Source organism: Streptomyces sp. NPDC002742 (assembly GCF_042888885.1).
Classification (GTDB): domain Bacteria; phylum Actinomycetota; class Actinomycetes; order Streptomycetales; family Streptomycetaceae; genus Streptomyces.
Genome location: NZ_JBIAQF010000006.1, coordinates 20785 through 37085 on the forward strand (window position 1 = coordinate 20785; position 16301 = coordinate 37085).

The 16301-nt window shown below is 70.4% G+C and carries 12 protein-coding genes, 2 tRNA genes, 1 pseudogene and 1 riboswitch; of the genes and pseudogenes, 4 read left to right on the top strand and 11 right to left on the bottom strand.

What is annotated here, in order from left to right; genetic code table 11:
• Nucleotides 1-15 precede the first annotated feature (15 nt).
• Nucleotides 16-1377, top strand: a complete 1362-nt coding sequence (locus tag ACFYW8_RS11710; protein WP_389071234.1) for a PrsW family glutamic-type intramembrane protease — start codon at nt 16-18, stop codon at nt 1375-1377.
• 152 nt (nt 1378-1529) lie between these two features.
• Here ACFYW8_RS11710 and ACFYW8_RS11715 read toward each other — a convergent pair whose 3' ends face one another.
• The 5 genes and pseudogenes from ACFYW8_RS11715 to ACFYW8_RS11735 all read right to left on the bottom strand — a co-directional run.
• Nucleotides 1530-2474, bottom strand: coding sequence for an aldo/keto reductase (locus tag ACFYW8_RS11715; RefSeq protein WP_389071238.1), 945 nt, complete (start codon nt 2472-2474; stop codon nt 1530-1532).
• 251 nt (nt 2475-2725) lie between these two features.
• Nucleotides 2726-3760, bottom strand: coding sequence for a M23 family metallopeptidase (locus ACFYW8_RS11720; RefSeq protein WP_365869553.1), 1035 nt, complete (start codon nt 3758-3760; stop codon nt 2726-2728).
• An 11-nt stretch (nt 3761-3771) separates the two neighbouring features.
• A riboswitch (cyclic di-AMP (ydaO/yuaA leader) is annotated at nt 3772-3930 on the bottom strand.
• Between the two features lie 305 nt (nt 3931-4235).
• A complete protein-coding gene (locus ACFYW8_RS11725) occupies nt 4236-5426 on the bottom strand; it encodes a PP2C family protein-serine/threonine phosphatase (protein ID WP_389071245.1) in 1191 nt (396 codons plus the stop codon).
• A 211-nt stretch (nt 5427-5637) separates the two neighbouring features.
• Nucleotides 5638-5711: transfer RNA gene (locus tag ACFYW8_RS11730), tRNA-Met, on the bottom strand.
• A gap of 174 nt (nt 5712-5885) precedes the next feature.
• Nucleotides 5886-7022, bottom strand: a pseudogene (locus ACFYW8_RS11735) (dihydrofolate reductase family protein); the annotation flags it as partial.
• 81 nt (nt 7023-7103) lie between these two features.
• Between ACFYW8_RS11735 and ACFYW8_RS11740 the strand changes: the two are divergent.
• Both ACFYW8_RS11740 and ribA read left to right on the top strand, forming a co-directional pair.
• Nucleotides 7104-7613 carry a MarR family transcriptional regulator gene (locus ACFYW8_RS11740; protein WP_365869550.1) on the top strand — a complete coding sequence of 170 codons (510 nt, stop codon included), beginning with the start codon at nt 7104-7106 and terminating at the stop codon, nt 7611-7613.
• 123 nt (nt 7614-7736) lie between these two features.
• Nucleotides 7737-8390, top strand: a complete 654-nt coding sequence (ribA, locus tag ACFYW8_RS11745; protein WP_389071251.1) for a GTP cyclohydrolase II — start codon at nt 7737-7739, stop codon at nt 8388-8390.
• Here the strand turns inward: ribA and ACFYW8_RS11750 are convergent.
• On the bottom strand, nt 8368-9348 hold the full coding sequence (locus tag ACFYW8_RS11750) for a TIGR01777 family oxidoreductase (RefSeq protein WP_389071255.1): 981 nt from the start codon (nt 9346-9348) through the stop codon (nt 8368-8370). The two genes, ribA and ACFYW8_RS11750, sit on opposite strands and share 23 nt — an antisense overlap.
• Before the next feature lie 105 nt (nt 9349-9453).
• On the bottom strand, nt 9454-10464 hold the full coding sequence (locus tag ACFYW8_RS11755; protein WP_389071259.1) for a hypothetical protein: 1011 nt from the start codon (nt 10462-10464) through the stop codon (nt 9454-9456).
• Between the two features lie 464 nt (nt 10465-10928).
• On the opposite strand from ACFYW8_RS11755, the gene ACFYW8_RS11760 reads away from it, so the two are divergent.
• Entirely contained in the window at nt 10929-11222 is a 294-nt protein-coding gene (locus tag ACFYW8_RS11760) for a hypothetical protein (protein WP_389071263.1), read from the top strand.
• Nucleotides 11223-11323: 101 nt separating this feature from the next.
• Here ACFYW8_RS11760 and ACFYW8_RS11765 read toward each other — a convergent pair whose 3' ends face one another.
• The 4 genes from ACFYW8_RS11765 to ACFYW8_RS11780 all read right to left on the bottom strand — a co-directional run bounded on the left by ACFYW8_RS11765 (nt 11324) and on the right by ACFYW8_RS11780 (nt 16232).
• Nucleotides 11324-11644 (bottom strand): LuxR C-terminal-related transcriptional regulator, encoded by a 321-nt coding sequence (locus tag ACFYW8_RS11765; RefSeq protein WP_389071266.1) that lies wholly within the window; start codon nt 11642-11644, stop codon nt 11324-11326.
• Nucleotides 11645-11989: 345 nt separating this feature from the next.
• A tRNA-Lys gene (locus tag ACFYW8_RS11770) sits at nt 11990-12065 on the bottom strand.
• 121 nt (nt 12066-12186) lie between these two features.
• Complete coding sequence (locus tag ACFYW8_RS11775) at nt 12187-13722, bottom strand: amino acid permease (protein ID WP_389071271.1); 1536 nt, start codon at nt 13720-13722, stop codon at nt 12187-12189.
• A gap of 239 nt (nt 13723-13961) precedes the next feature.
• Nucleotides 13962-16232 carry a DEAD/DEAH box helicase gene (locus ACFYW8_RS11780; protein ID WP_389071275.1) on the bottom strand — a complete coding sequence of 757 codons (2271 nt, stop codon included), beginning with the start codon at nt 16230-16232 and terminating at the stop codon, nt 13962-13964.
• Between the last annotated feature and the right edge of the window lie 69 nt (nt 16233-16301).

Genomic DNA, 16301 nt, shown 5'->3' on the forward strand with positions numbered 1-16301 from the left:
GTTAGGGTCAATGCCGTGGCCATCCATCCCCAGTACCCGACTCGGCCCGGCGGTCCCGCCGGACCCGCGCCGATGCATCCGCACTGGTGGCAGCGCAGAGGGGTCCGGTACGGAGCCCTGATCACGCTGCTCGCGATGTCGGGCCTGGTGATCCTCGCCCTGGTCCGCGAACAGACCGGAACCGAGGGCTTCCTGGTCGGTCTCGGACTGGCCGTGTTCCCCGTGCCGTTGCTCGTGGCCGCCTTCCGGTGGCTCGACCGGGTCGAGCCGGGCCCCTGGCGCAACCTGCTCTTCTCCTTCGCCTGGGGCGCCTGCGCCGCCGCGCTCATAGCGATCGTCGCCAACAGTTTCGCGACCCGGTGGATAGCGATGGCGACCGCGGATCCGTCCGGTGCCGACACGCTCGGCGCGACCGTCATAGCGCCCGTCGTCGAGGAGTCGGCGAAGGCGGCGGCCGTCCTGCTGGTCTTCCTGTTCCGCAGACGCGACTTCACCGGGATCGTCGACGGCGTCGTCATCGCCGGGATCACCGCCACCGGCTTCGCGTTCACCGAGAACATCCTCTACCTCGGCACCGCCTTCGGCTCCGACCAGCTCAGCGGGGAGAGCGGGCTCGCCTCCGTCACCGCCGCGACCTTCTTCGTCCGCGTGGTCATGTCGCCCTTCGCGCATCCGCTGTTCACCGTGCTGACCGGCATCGGCTTCGGCTTCGCGGCGCTGTCCTCCGAGCGCCGGCATGTACGCCGTGTGCTGTTCCCTCTCACCGGACTGCTGCTCGCGATGGGGATGCACGCGGTCTGGAACAGCTCGTCGGACTTCGGCGAGTTCGGATTCTTCGGCGTGTACGCCGCGTTCATGGTGCCCGCGTTCGGGCTGCTGACCTGGCTGGCCGTCTGGACCCGGCAGCGCGAGCTGCGCACCGTGCGCACCGAACTGCCCGCGTACACCGTCGCCGGATGGCTGGGCGCGACCGAACCGTGGGCCCTCGGCTCGATGCGGGCGCGGCGGCTCGCCCGCGAGTACGCCGGCCACCACTTCGGGAAGGGCGCTGCACGCTCGGTGGCGGAGTACGAGGCGTACGCGACCTCGCTGGCGTTCCTGCGCCACCGGGGGCGCCGGGGCCGGGCGGGCGCCGACTTCGTCGTACGGGAACGCGAGTTGCTCGACGAGCTGTGGCGCCGCCGGGAGACCGCCCGCCCGGCCCTCGCCTACGCGGCCCGCGCGACGACACCACTGCCCGCGCCGACGCCCTGGCCGGCCCACGGATACGTCGCCCAGCCCGCGCGGCCGTACGGCCCGACTGCGCAACCGTACGGTCCAACGGCGCAGGCGTCGGCACCGACGCCGTATCCCGCGTACAACCCGTACCGCTCGTAGCACCCGTAGCACCCGTAGCACCCGTAGCACCCGTAGCACCCGTAGCACCCGTAGCACCCGTAGCCCGGAACGGCCCGGCGCCCCGGGCGACACCGCCGGTCGACACCACCTGTCGACACCGGCGGTGCCACGCGGGCGCGGCACCGCCCCTGTTACGCCGAGGCCTTCGACAAGCGCGTCAGTTCCTCGTCCGTCAGCACCAGGTCCGCGACCCCCAGCAGCGCGGGAAGCTGCTCCACCGTGCGGGCGGAGGCGATCGGCGCGGCGACCGTCGGCTGTGCGGCCAGCCAGGCGAGGGCGACCGTCGCAACCGCGACGCCGTGGTCCCCGGCGATCTCGTCGAGGGCGGCGAGGACCCGCGGCCCGCGTTCCGTGTCGAGGTGCTTGGCCGCGCCCGCGGCGCGGACCGAGTCGACCGTCGCTCCGGGGCGGTACTTGCCGGTGAGGAAACCGGACGCGAGCCCGAAGTACGGGACGGCGGCCAGACCGGCACGGGAGGCGACCTCGCGCAGGGGCCCCTCGTAGGTGTCGCGCGACACCAGGTTGTACTGCGGCTGGAGCGCGACATAGCGCGCGAGGCCCTCGCGGTCGGAGAACTCCAGGGACTCCTGGAGCCGCTCGGGCGAGATGTTGGAGGCGGCGATGTGCCGCACCTTGCCCGCCTTCACCAGTTCGTCGAGAGCGCCGATGATCTCGTCGACCGGCACCTCCGGCTTGTCGAAGTGCGTGTAGTAGAGGTCGATGTGGTCGGTGCCCAGGCGGCGCAGCGACGCGTCGGCCGCGGCCTTGATGTTGGCACCGGACAGCCCCGGGAAGGCGGGGTGCTGGCTGACCTTGGTGGCGACCACGATGTCCGCACGGTTGCCGCGGCTCTTCAGCCACTTGCCGATGACTGTCTCGGACTCGCCGCCCTCGTTGCCCTCGACCCATGCCGAGTAGGAGTCCGCGGTGTCGAGGAAGTTGCCGCCGGCGGCCGCGTAGGCGTCGAGCACGGCGAAGGACCGGGTCTCGTCGGCCGTCCAGCCGAACACGTTGCCACCGAGCGAGAGCGGGAAGACCTCGAGGTCGGACGAACCGAGCTTGCGAAGAGGAGTCATGTAGGACATGAACACCCGGGTCGGATGCATGTATTCCGCACCCATTTCGGACGCGCCGGGTGCACGCCCGTGCCTCCACGCCCCTGACCGGCTGCCCTGACCGGCTGCCGACCGCTGATCCTGGCCGGCGGTCCTGACGCCTGGGGGGTGGCATCAGGGCCGCCGGAGACCGGGGAAGACAAGCGCACGCCACGCGTGAGGGGTCGCCCCCGTCCGCGCCGGACGTCGTACGGCTCAGAAGCCCGTGCGCATCAGGGGTTGAGGCCCTTGCTCTGGAGCCACGCCATCGGGTCGATGCCGGTGGCGGCGCCGCCGGGGTGCACTTCGAGGTGCAGGTGCGGCCCGGTGACGTTGCCCGTCGCGCCCACGCGTCCGATGACATCGCCGGTGGCGACCTTCTGGCCCACGCTGACGCTGATCGACGACTGGTGGCAGAACCAGAGCTCCGTACCGTCGTCGAGCGTGAGGATCGTGCGGTAGCCGTACGAGCCGGCCCAGCCGGCCTCGGTGATGGTGCCGCTGTGGATCGCCTTGATGAGCGTGCCGGTGGGCGCCGCGAAGTCGAGGCCGGTGTGATAGCCGGACGACCACATGGAGCCGGCCTCGCCGAAGCGGGAGGTCAGGGTGTACGAGGAGGTCGGCAGCGAGTAACTCTTGGCGAGCTCGGCGAGACGCTCGGTCTCGGCCTTCGCCTTGGCCGCGTCCTCCGCCTTCTGCTTCGCGGCGGCGGCCTTGGCCTCAGCGTCGTCCTGCTGCTTGGCGGCGAGCGCGACGGCCTTCTTCGCGGCGGCGGCCTGGGCGGCCTGCTGAGTGGCCGTGTCCGCCTGGTTCTGCTGCGACTGGGCCTGCTGCATGATGCGCGAGCGCAGCGCCTCACCGGCGTCCGTGGCACCCTGCGCCGCGTCGGCGCCGGTCAGACCGGCGCTGGTGAGCGGAGTCGTGGAGCCCTTGGGGGCGCTGGATCCGCCGTCCGATATCAGGGCCTTGGCGGACTGGGTGACCGACGACAGGTCGGGAAGCGAGATCGAGACGGGCGGCTTGCCCGGTGCGGCGCTGGCGATGCCACCCGCGCCGACGGCGGCTATGACGCCGACGCCGAGAACCGTTGAGCTGCGGGCGAGTCCTCCGCCGCGCTGCTTGCCCGTGCGGTGCCGGCCGCGGACGGGAAGAACGGAATCCTCGGTGGGGTTCCACTCCTCCCAGGGTCCCTCGTCCTTGCCATAGCCGAAGGTATGCGTGTCAGTCGGCGTGGACGAGATTGGCTGAGCGGGCCGGTTGGACGCCACGTGGGCGCACTCCTTTCCTTCCTTGCCGCCTACCGGGTTAGCTGACGGGTTCGGAACAGGAAGGTCTCCTACGCGCGTACGGCCACTGTGCTTCCACAGCGGAAATACGCTCGATTCACCCCAAGTTGATGGTTCCCCGGTTCCCTTGCGGGATTCGGCGCGTGCGCACGGAGCCACCTCTTGTGACGGCTGTAACGGCCGCGCTGCGTTATCGCACGTTAATAGAGTCGGGCACCGAATTCCAAGCTGTTCGGACTGATCATTAACGGCTTTTGGCCAGGACTTTGGGGTCACGAGCGATGAAAAACGGGCGAGTTGACCTCAACTCGTCGACACGGGATTCCTTGACGGCATGTCAGGCGATACGCGGAGGGACATCGCCCGGTCACCGTTCGTGACCATGCCCGAAAAGGCCGTACGCGAAGCCCGCGAAGGGTCTCCCGAGCCCTGCGGAAATCCCCTCGACGAGCACTCGTCAAAAGCGCCGTACGGCGAGCAGCGCCATGTCGTCCGTCAAAGCACCACCCGTATGCCGGCGGACCGCCTCGGAGAGGGCGGTCAGCAGCGCGTCGGGGCCGGGAAAGACCCGTCCGGCCAGCCAAGCGGCCGGATCGTAGAACGTCCCGCGCCGATCGCGGGCCTCGGACAGCCCGTCGGTGTGCAGGAGCAGTATCGCCCCGCGCGGAAAGCGGTCCTGTACCGCACGGTCGGGCCAGGTTCCCAGCTCGCTCATCCCGAGCGGCAGCGCGAAGGGCTCGGCGGCGAGCGGGACGATCAGGCCGTCGGGATGCAGGAGCAGGGGCGGCGGATGGCCGCGGTTGACGATGCGGACGACGTCCTCGTCGTGGGGGATCTCCGCCAGGACGGCGGTGGTGAACTCCTCGAACGCGTCAGGGCTCTCGTGCAGGGTTCCCGGGCGCGTCAGGGCCCGCTCCAGGCGCCGTGCGACCGCCTCCAGCGTCGTCTCCTGCTCGGCCGCCTCCCGGAACGCGCCGACCACCACGGCGACGGCGGCCACCGCGGTCATCCCCTTGCCCCGTACGTCCCCGACGATCAGCCGCACGCCGTACGGGGAGTCCTGCACCGCGTACAGGTCACCGCCGATGAACGCGTCCTCCTGTGCCGCCTCGTAGCGGGCCGCGACGTCGAGGCCGTCGATCCGCGCCGCGGGCTCGGGCAGCACGGCACGCTGTGCGAACTCGGCGATCTCCCGGACGGAGGCGAGCCGTTCGTCACCGCGCCGGACGACGATGTTGAGGAGGACGGCGAGAACGGCGGCCGTCGCCACGGTGACCGTCTCGGTGACCGCGTCGACCTGCAGCACGATGCCGAGCAGGGAGTGCACCCCGAGCACCGCACCGACGGCGAGGGCGCCGGTGAGGACGGTGCCGCGCAGCGAGTAGAGGGGCGCGGCGATCAGGGGCGCGGCCGTGAAGAGGGGAGCCGCGGTGAATTCCGACGGTGTGAAGTAGTCGTAGACCATCGCGGCGACGACGAACAGCGCGGGCAGGGCGCGGACGAAGGCGCGCGCGAAGGAGATCCGGCGGAAGCCCGCTCCCGCCGCAGGGGGTCGCGAGGCGCTCCCTGGCCCGGGGCCACCGGCCGACGGGCCGTGGGACCGGTCATGGAGTTCTCCGGTTCGCTGCTCACGTCTCGGCTGCCCCACCCGTCCAGCAGACCCGCTTCGGCGGCGGCGGGCGACCGGTGTGGCCCGACCGGGGGACGGTGCGGCCGCCGCGGGGAACCTGCCCGGAGGAACGGCCGGAGGGCGGACCCTGTGGGCCCGGACCCGGGGACGGATCTCGGGACGCATCCGAGGGTGGGAAAACACCAAGGGCCGGAACTCGTGAATCCGAGTTCCGGCCCTTGGCCTTGAGTAGCGGGGACAGGATTTGAACCTGCGACCTCTGGGTTATGAGCCCAGCGAGCTACCGAGCTGCTCCACCCCGCGTCGTTGAGACCAGTGTACGCCATCCGCGGGACCCGAAGCACACGCGTTTAAACGCGCCCCTTCGGCGGCGTCGGCGGGAACCCCGCCTCACCCGCCTCGCCCGCCTCGCCCGCCTCGCCCGCCTCGCCCGCCGCGTACGACATCCGGTCGACGTCCGGGACCGAGGGAGGCCTGCCCCGGCAGATGCCGGTTGGGGGCCTCGGCCCGGTCCGCGTACTCGGGGAGGACGACGACCGCGGCGCCCGCGGCGGCGAGGAGCCCGTTCCCGTCGGCGTCCGTGACGAAGGTGTCGGGCTCGCGCCAGGCCGTGACGACCCGCCGCACACCGGCGTCGAGGATGAGCCGGGCGCACGGCGCGGGCCGGGAGGCGCGGTGGGCGCACGGTTCCAGGCTGCTGTAGACGGTGGCGGCGGCCAGCCGCGGGTCGGCCGGGTCGATCTTGGCGAGGGCGGCCTCCTCGGCGTGCACGACGGGGTCGTCGCCCTCGCGGGAGTGGCCCCGGGCCAGCTCGGTCCCGTCGGCGGCGACCACCACGGCGCCCACACTGAACGCGGTCTTCGAGGGCGGGCAGAGCGCCGCCAGCTCGCAGGCGAGCTCCAGCCAGCGCCGGTCCGCCGCGACGGCGAGCGGGCCGGTGCCGGGCGCGGTGGGCACGTACCGGATGAGCACGACGTCCCCGACGGGCCGTGTCTCCACGAGCCGCAGCCGGCCCAGGGGGTAGGCCCCGGGCCCGAACAGCCGCGGAGCGTCCGGCTGTCCGACGAAGAGCGGGGCGACGGCCAGCTGCAGTTCGTCGGCGAGTCCCTCGCGCACGAGCTGGGTGTGGACCTTCCCGCCCCCTTCGACCATGAGGCGGCGCACACCCCGTACGTCGTGAAGGTGTTCCAGCAGCACGCGCCAGTCGAGTTCGGGTCCGGTCGGGACGACGTCGACGCCGACGAGGCCGTGCAGCAGTGCCGCTGCCCGCAGCGCGCCGTTGTCCGTCGTGTAGACGACCTTCTCGCCACCCGTGTGCCAGAACTGCGCCTCGGGGTCGAGGTCGCCGGACCCGCTGACGGTGACCTTCAGGGGGTACTCGGGGCGGCCGCCGGCGACGCGGGCCGCACGTCGTTCGGCGGAGTTGACCAGGAGCCGCGGATTGTCCGTGCGCAGTGTGCCCGCACCCACCAGGATCGCGTCACTGGACGCCCGCACCTCGTCGACCCGGTCGAAGTCGGCCGGGCCCGAGAGCAGCAGCCGCTCGGGGCCGGTGTCGTCCAGGAAGCCGTCGAGGGAGACGGCGGCGGACAGCAGGACGTAGGGACGGGGCATCGGGACGCATCCTCCGGTCGCACGCGCGCGGTGAGTTCGAGCGCAGTGGTTCAAATTTTAAACAATACCTAGACTGGTCTCATGACGACCCGCTGGCTGACCGCCGCCGAACAGCGCGCCTGGCGCTCGTACCTCTCCGCGGCCTCCCTCCTGGAGGACGCCATCGACCGCCGGCTGCAGGCGGAAGCGGGGATGCCACACCTTTACTACTCCATCCTGGCCAAATTGTCCGAGGCGCCGGACCGGCGGCTGCGGATGACCGACCTCGCCGAGGCCCAGAAGATCACCCGTAGCCGGCTGACGTACGCGGTGACCAGGCTGGAGAAGGACGGCACCGTGCGCCGGGAGGGCTGCCCCACCGACAAGCGCGGGCACGTGGCCGTCCTCACCGACGAGGGCATGGCCCTCCTTGAGCGGGTCGCGCCGGGACACGTCGAGACGGTGCGAACAGCGATCTTCGACCATCTGACGCCTGAGCAGGTGGAGCAGCTGGACGAGATCTGCGGAACCATCACCCGGGCGATCCAGGACGGGAATTCCGGGGCCGCCGGGGAAGATCTGCCGTGGCGGCGGCGTTCCTGCTCCTCGTGAGGGGCGCGAGGGGGACGTGAACCCCATTGCTTGAAGTTTGAAGCAGATGTAGTCTCCCCTTCCGAGGCAGTGCTTCAAATCTGAAGCACCATCTCGTACGAACCCGCTGGACGGAGAGACACCATGCGCGACCACCCCACCGCCACCGTGCGCACCCGCGTCCGCGTACCCCTGCGGTTCGGCGACGGCTACTCCGTCGACGCGGAACTCGTGACCTTCCACGGCCTCGACGACGGCAAGGAACACCTGGCCGTCGTCCTCGGCGAACCCGGCGCCGACCCGCTGGTGCGGCTGCACTCCGAGTGCCTGACCGGCGATGTCTTCGGTTCGGCCCGCTGCGACTGCGGACCCCAGCTGCGCGAGGCGGTGGAGCAGATCGCCGACCGGGGCGGAGTCCTGCTGTATCTGCGCCAGGAGGGCCGCGGCATCGGCCTCTACAACAAGCTCGACGCGTACGCCCTCCAGGACCAGGGTCTCGACACCTACGCCGCCAACGCGGCCCTCGGGCTGCCCGAGGACGACCGCGACTACACGGCGGCCGCCCAGATGCTCCGGGCCCTCGGCATCGACTCCCTCGACCTGCTCTCCAACAACCCGGACAAGGCCGAACAGCTCCGCGAACTCGGCATCACGGTCTCCCGCCGGGTCCCGACGGGCGTCTTCACCACCGCCCACAACGTGCGCTACCTGCGCGCCAAGGTCCTCCAGACCCAGCACACGCTCCCGCTGCCGGAACTCACGGAGATCACGGAGCTCAGCGGGCTCTCGGCCGGCTGACACCCCGGCGCCCGACGCGCAGGCCGCGCACTCGCCGCACGAGGTCGTCGGCGGCCTCCGGCCATCGGGCGTGGTCGAAGGCGAAGCCCGCTTCGAGCAGACGGCCGGGAACGACACGCCGGCTCTTCAACAGGAGTTCGGTGTCCGACCGCAGCGCGAACGCGCCGGCCTCGGCCATCCACCTCGTCGCGGGCAGGCCCGCCGGGACACCCCACGCCGACCGCAGCGCGCGCATGAACGCGCGCTGGGGCAGCGGATCGGGAGCGGCGAGGTTCACCGGCCCGGCGAGGTCGTCCCGGTCGGCCAGGAACTCGACCGCGCGAACGAAGTCGCGGTCGTGCATCCAGGACACGTACTGCTCGCCGCCCGCGACCGGGCCGCCGAGTCCGAGCCGCGCCAGCCGCAGCAGGACGTCGAAGACACCGCCGCGGTCAGGGCTCATCACCATCGCCGAGCGAAGGGCGACCTTGCGGGTGTTCGGGGTTTCCGCCTGCTCCTGCGCCCGTTCCCAGGCCTTGGCGATCTCGACGCTGTAGGCCCAGTAGCCCGGCACGCCGGGTTCGGTGCCGCCGAGCACGCCGGTCGCCTCGTCGTTGGGTGCGTCGAAGCGGTGGGCGTAGACGGTGGCGGTGCTCATCTGCAGCCAGACCCGGGGAGGCCGGGCCGCGGCCGCGATCGCCTCACCCACGACTTCGGTGGAGCGTACGCGCGAGTCCATCATGGCCCGCAGATTCGCCGCGGTATAGCGGCAGCTGACGCTGCGCCCGGCCAGGTTGACCACGACATCACTGCCGTCGATCGTCTCTGCCCAGGGCCCCGGGGTCTCGCCGTCCCAGAGGACTTCACCGTCGCGCACCGGCCGCCTGGTCAGGACCACGACCTCATGGCCCTCGGCGGTCAACGCGCGGTTCAGTATCGCGCCGACCTGCCCGGTTCCCCCCGGGATCACTATCTTCATCAGGCTCCCCCCGCGTGTGTCGGGGGGAGCCTAGCGCAGAAAACTGAACGTGTTCAAATGTGAGCCTTCGGTCCGGCCGGCACGGTCACCGGCCGGCGCTCCCGGCTACGAGAACGAGCCGTAGTAGCCGGTGAGGTCCGCGACCGGGCAGGCAGCGGAACCGATCAGGCACGCGGGGCTCGCGTACTTGCGCGTGTAGACGTTGGTGACCCTGCCGCCGTTGTAGATGTAGACGTAGTGGTTCGGCATCAGCCGGTGCGTCCCGGAAATGATGGACCAATTCCCGCTCTTCGTCAGATGCATCGAAAAGGCACCGTCGATCGCACCCACGTGACAGAACGGATTGGACGCGTGCGTCACCATCCGGACGTCCACGTAATTTCCTCCGGAACCCAACTTCTTGGCGACCATGTTCCCCGACGACGCGGTCTTGGTGGCGACCAGCCTGCCGGTGCTCTTCTTGTAGACGTGGCTCGCGTGGACGCTCTTGTATCCCGCGACCGACTTCGAACTCCAGGTGATCACGGCGTTCAGGGCGGTGCGGTACTGCGACGACCTCCAGTTGAAATCGGAATGGCCGTCACCGGCGAACTGGTAGCCCCTCCCGTAGTCACAGCCGGCGGGCGGGGCGTCGATGCGCTTCTGCGGGATGAAGGTCACCCAGGTCAGGGTGGTCGTGCTGGCAGCCGCCGCGGCTTCGGCCCGCGACACGGCCTGTTCGCGCAGCGCGGCGAGAGGCGTCTTCCCCGGGGACGCGGAGGGGACCACGACCTTCATGCCCCACTTGCGGGCCTTGGCGTCTCCGCCCTTCGGCAGTACGGGCGCGACGACGTACTGGTAGTCGCCGCCCGAGGTCACCGAGGTGTCATGGAAGGTGTTCGCCCCCGGAGCGAGGGTGGCGACCGTCTTGTCGTTCCGGGTGACGACGTACCTGGCGTCCTTCGCGTAGCCCTTCCACGAGAGGTCCACGAAGGACCGGCCCGCGGCGGCGACGATCCCCTGATCGGCCATGGAGCGGTCCACGACCGCCGTCGCGCCCGACGCCGCCCGCATGACGCTGAACCCCTGGGCCTTCAGGGCCTTCCCCTCGGCGGTCCGTGCGCCCGCTCCGGTCACGTCGGTCAGGCCCGGTAACCCCAGAGCGGATATGGAGAATTCACGAGACCTGGGGGCAGCGTCGCTCCCGGGGGAGGCTGATGCCGGAAATCCGGCGGCCAGGAGCGCGAGCGGCAGTACGGCCAAGGAACTTGCTTTTGTGGCGGAGCGAGTCAACCTCATAAAATTCCCCCTGCTGTGCACGGTCTTCCGGATCTCCGACTCTAAAGAGAACCGGCCGCCCCGCGATATTGCCTCTTTGGGCAATCCCGTCAGCGCTTCGACGGTTCACGAAGTCAGGGGGTACGGCGAAATTCCTTCCGAATGGAACGCGATGTCCGCTTCGGCACTTTTTGAGTCGGGGTGGCATTGCCCCCGATGCCCCTCCTCCGACGGCCGGACGCGCTTTGCGCACCGGAGCCCGCGCGAGCAGTGCCATCATGAGGTGTGCGGGATTCGCTGTCCCCCCGCGCACGATGACTCCGATGCCGAAGACCGAGGAGTACAGCATGGCCACCGGCCCCGCCGACACCGCAGACACCGCCGCCTCCGCCTACGGGCCCGTCGCACTGGTTCTCGGCATCGCCTCCACCGCCGCCGCGGCGCTGATCGCATTCGTCGGACTCGCGATCCCTCTCCTCACCGGACTCCTCGCCGTGACCTTCGGAATCCTCGGAATCACGCGCAAGGTCCACCGCAAGCAGTCCCTCATCGGTCTCATCGGCGGCTCTGTCGGCGTGCTCTCCGTTGTCGCCGTCATCAGCGCCTTCGGCGCGTGACGTACTCCTGGAGCCGGCGCCGGGCGGCCGCCGCCCCAGGCGCGAGGTGAGCACCAGCTCCCCGGGACGCCCCGACCGTCGCGGTGGTCGCGGTCGTCGTCTCAGGTGACGGCGAGAGCCGACAGCGCCGGCTCCTGCCGGTTGGCACAGTCCGCGTCGGCGCACAGGGCGTCGTGAGCGAGGGCGGCCAGCACCGCGGCCTGCGGTCGTGTCTGCTGCCCCAGCTTCTCCACGATCCGCGCGACGTGGGCCTTCACCGTCCGCTCGGCGATCCGCAGTTCCAGTGCGAGCTGACGGTTGGCCAGGCCCGTGGCCAGCAGGAGGAACACTTCCTTCTCCCGGTCCGTCAGGCGGTGCACGCCGGCGATTCCGAGTATCGGATCAGTCCCGGTACGACGGTAGGCGCACGTGGACGTCTTCACGGCAGGTCCCTTCCGATCCCGCCTTCTCAGCAGAGCCCCGTGCCCCGAGCAAGGCGGTCATCACGGGTGAACCTAGCCCCCCGACGCTGGCAGGGGCACGCCGATAAAGGCGTTCCAGAGCTTCCCTTGAGGGTCTTCGCCGGCGGAGAGGACCTCCGCCGACTCCCCTATGTACGGGGACCGGCCGATCCGCTATGTACGGGGACCGGCCGATCCGCGGGCCATGGACACCTCCGCTCGCGCGTCGCGCACGCGAGGGTCCGGGAAACGAGACAGCGCCCGAGCCGGCCGAAGCCGCCCCGGGCGCTGCCCAGCAGGCCAGAGGGGTTTTCCCCTCCCCCGCAGTGGTAGACCCTGTGGGACTCGAACCCACAACCAATGGATTAAAAGTCCACTGCTCTGCCAATTGAGCTAAGGGTCCCCGTCCCGGACAACGCCCGGTACGGCGCACCGGCCCGCGCCGATGCATCCCTGAGCATAGCGGGACGCGGCCGGGGCTCCGATCGGGTATCGGGGCCCGGCCACGCCAAAAGCGCACAAGGTCAGGGATCGACCGGTTCGGGCGCACCCTTGCGGGCGGCCTCACGGGCGATCGTGCGCCGGTGCTCGGGGTTGAGGAACCAGTGACGGGCCGAGGCCAGCCACCAGGCCGCGGCGAAGCCCAGGACGGCAAGGACCGCGATCGGGGCGTAGTTGAACGTCTCCCAGGTGACCGGGGAGACCTGGGGCAGCATGAACAGGATCGTGATGACGGCCACCCAGACGACCGCGATCACCCCAACGGGGCGGGACCAGCGGCCCAGGTGCCAGGGTCCTCGCTCGAAGGCGTCCCCCTTGCGCACCCGCAGCAGCGTCGGGATGACGTACGCGACGTAGAGGCCGATCACCGCGATCGACGTCACGGCCGCGTAGGCCGCGTAGTTGATCAGGTACGGCAGGCCGAGCGCCAGGGCGCCCAGCGCGGCCAGCCAGACCGCCGCCACGGGGGTCCGCGTGCGCGGGTTCACCGTGTGCCACACCTTGGAGAACGGCAGCGCGCCGTCGCGCGAGAAGGCGTAGATCATGCGGCTGTTGGCGGTCACCGACGCCATTCCGCAGAACAGCTGGGCCCCGATCACGACCAGCAGCAGGAGCTTCCCGGAGGTCGCGCCGAGCGCGTCCAGCAGGATCTGCGCCGGGGGCGCGCCCGTCGCGGAGCCGAGCTCCTTGTCGTACGACTGGATGGCGAAGTTGAAGCCGAGGAGCAGGACGAATCCGGCGATCCACGAGGTCCAGATGGACCGCACGATGCCCTTCGGGCCGGCCGTGGAGGCGTCGTGGGTCTCCTCCGTCATATGGGCGGAGGCGTCGTACCCGGTGAACGTGTACTGGGCCATGAGGAGTCCGATGAGGACGACGTAGACCCCGCTGCCCCAGCCCGTGTTGTTCACGAACTTCGTGAACACGAAGTCCACCGACTGGTGGTGGTCCGGTACGAAGGTCAGCGCGCCGACGATGACGGCGACACCGATGACGTGCCACCACACGCTGATGCTGTTGAGCAGGGCGACGATCCCCACGCCGAAGGTGTTGAGGAGACCGTGCAGGATCAGGATTCCCGCGAACAGGAGGACCGTGCGGCCCGGTGTCACCGCGAAGTCGAACTGGAGGTTCAGATAGGCGCCGAGGAAGGACGCGGCGCCGAAGTCGATGCCCGCGGTCACCGCCACCTGGCCGAGGACGTTGAACCAGCCCGTGAACCACGCCCAGGCGGCCGCGCTGCGCTCCGGAGCGAGCCGGTGGGCCCAGAAGTACAGCCCGGCGGAGGTCGGGTAGGCCGAACAGATCTCGGCCATCGCTAGCCCGACGAACAGCGTCATCAGGCCGACCGCGACCCAGCCCCAGGTGATCACGGCGGGACCGCCGGTGTTCATGCCGAACAGATACAGCGTCAGACAGCCCGACAGGACCGAGATGATCGTGAACGAGACCGCGTAGTTGGAGAACGCCGACATGCGGCGGGCGAGTACCTGTGTGTAGCCGAGCTGGGCCAGCCGCTCTTCGTCCGACAGCCCAGTGGCTCTGGCGTCATCTGTCATGCCCCCAGCGATTCCCTCGCCGGGGGCATGACATGCCCTGGAGCGGGCAGCAAAGTGGCCAGAAAATGCCCTTGCCGCCCTGCCGGCCGCTCTCGATCTTCACCCGCGGCCGGTGACCTCCGCCGCGAACGCGCCCTCCCCGTGGCCCCGCCGGGAGGCCGGCGGGTCGACCGGGGCAACGCGAAGGGCCCGTACGACCGGAGTCGTACGGGCCCTTCGATGGTTCACGTCAGGCTGGATCAGCCGTTGCGCTTCCAGCGCGGCTTCTCGTCACGGCGGAACGAACCGGGAGCGGTGCCGGTGCCGGTCGTGCGGTGGTCGTCACGACGGCCGGTCGGACGGTCGTGGCCGGAGCGGAAGCTGCCGCCCGCGGGACGGTCGCCCTGACGGTCACGGTTGAAGGGACGGTCGCTGCCCCGGTGGCCGGCAGCACCGCGGTTGTCGTCACGACGCTCGAAGGAACGGCCGCCACGGTCATCGCGGTTGAAGCCACCGCCACGGTTGTCGTCACGACGCTCGAAGGAACGGCCGCCACGGTCGTCACGGTTGAAGCCACCCCCGCTGCGGTTGTCGCGGTTGAAGCCACCACGGTCGCCACCGCGGTCGTCACGGTTGAAGCCGCCACCGCTGCGGTTGTCGCGGTTGAAGCCACCGCCACGGTTGTCGTCACGACGCTCGAAGGAACGGCCGCCACGGTCATCGCGGTTGAAGCCACCACCGCTGCGGTTGTCGTCACGACGCTCGAAGGAACGGCCGCCACGGTCGTCACGGTTGAAGCCACCACCGCTGCGGTTGTCGCGGTTGAAGCCACCGCCACGGTTGTCGTCACGACGGCCGCCGCGGTCGTCGCGGTTGAAGCCGCCACCACGGTTGTCGTCACGGCGGAAGCCGCCACGGTCGTTGTCACGGCGCTCGTAGTTGCCCCGCTCGTCGCGGCGCTGACGCGGCTCGTACGCGGGACGCTCGGCCGGCTCGGAGGCGACGGCCTCGGCGGCCGGGGCCTCGACGACGACCTCGGCGGCGGCCTCGGCCGCAGCGGCGACGGCCACCTCCGGGTCCTCGCCCCGCTCACGCGCGGCACGGGCGACCAGACGGTCGGCCTCACCACGCAGCTCGGCGGCACGGCGCTGCGCGCGCTCCAGCTCCTTGGTGAGCTGGGTGACCTCACGCTCGGCCTGCTGGGCGGCGTCGCCCGCGGACTGGGCCTGGACCTCGGTCATCGAGCGGGCGCCGGTGATCTCGGCGACCTCGGGCTCGAAGGCCGTGCCCGAGTTGATGATGTGACGCGCGGCGTCGACGCCCGCGTCCTCCATCAGCCGGAAGATCTGGCGGCGCTGGTGCGGCAGCGACAGCGACACGACGGTGCCGGAGCGGCCCGCGCGAGCGGTACGGCCGGAGCGGTGCAGGTAGTCCTTGTGGTCACCGGCCGGGTCCACGTTCAGGACCAGGTCGATGCCGTCGACGTGGATACCGCGGGCGGCGACGTCGGTCGCGACGAGCGCGTTGACGTAACCGTCCTTGAAGTCGGCCAGCGTCCGCGTACGGGCGCCCTGCGTCATGCCGCCGTGCAGCGCGTCGGCCTTCACACCGGCGTCGCGCAGCTGCTCGGCGATGCGGTCGGCGCCCAGCTGGGTGCGGACGAAGATGATCGTGCGGCCCTTGCGGGAGGCGATCGCGGCGGTGACCGGCGCCTTGTCCTTGGGCTTCACGATGAGGATGTGGTGCGACATGGTCGTGACGTTGCCCTGGGCGCTGTCGACCTCGTGCGTGACCGGGTTGGTCAGGTAGCGCTTGACCAGCGTGGAGATCTCGTTCTCCATCGTGGCCGAGAACAGCATGCGCTGGCCGCCGGCCGGGATCTGGTCGAGCAGCTCGGTGACCTCGGGCAGGAAGCCCAGGTCCGACATCTGGTCGGCCTCGTCGAGGACGGCGATCTGGGTGTTCTCCAGCGAGCAGGCGCCGCGGTTGATGATGTCGCGCAGACGGCCGGGGGTGGCGACGAGGACGTCGACGCCGCGCTCCAGGGCGTAGATCTGGTTGCCCATCGACGTACCGCCGCAGACGACCTTCATCTTCAGGCCGAGGACGTCGCCGTAGGGCTGCAGCGCGTCGGCGACCTGCATGGCCAGCTCACGGGTCGGCGTGAGGATGACGGCGCGCGGCTTCTTCTTCTCGGTGTGACCGCCGGCGAGCTGCGCGAGGGTCGGCAGACCGAAGGAGAGGGTCTTGCCGGAGCCGGTGCGGCCACGGCCGAGGATGTCCTTGCCGGCCAGGGCGTCCGGGATGGTCGCGGCCTGGATCGGGAAGGGGCTGGTCACGCCGTTCTGCGCGAGCTTGCGGACGATGCCCTCGGGGAGACCGAGGTCCTCGAAGGTCATCTCGGGGGCGGACTCGACGGCCTCGACGGCCTCGATGAGCTCGGCGGTCTCGATGACCTCGACGGCGTCGACCGCGTCGTTGTTCTCGTTGTTCTCGGGCACGACGACGTGATCAGTACTGGAAACAGACATGCGAAATGCGAACCTTCCGGAGTTCTTCGGCACGCGCCCAAACTCCGTGAAGTCGCAAACGACCGCCTC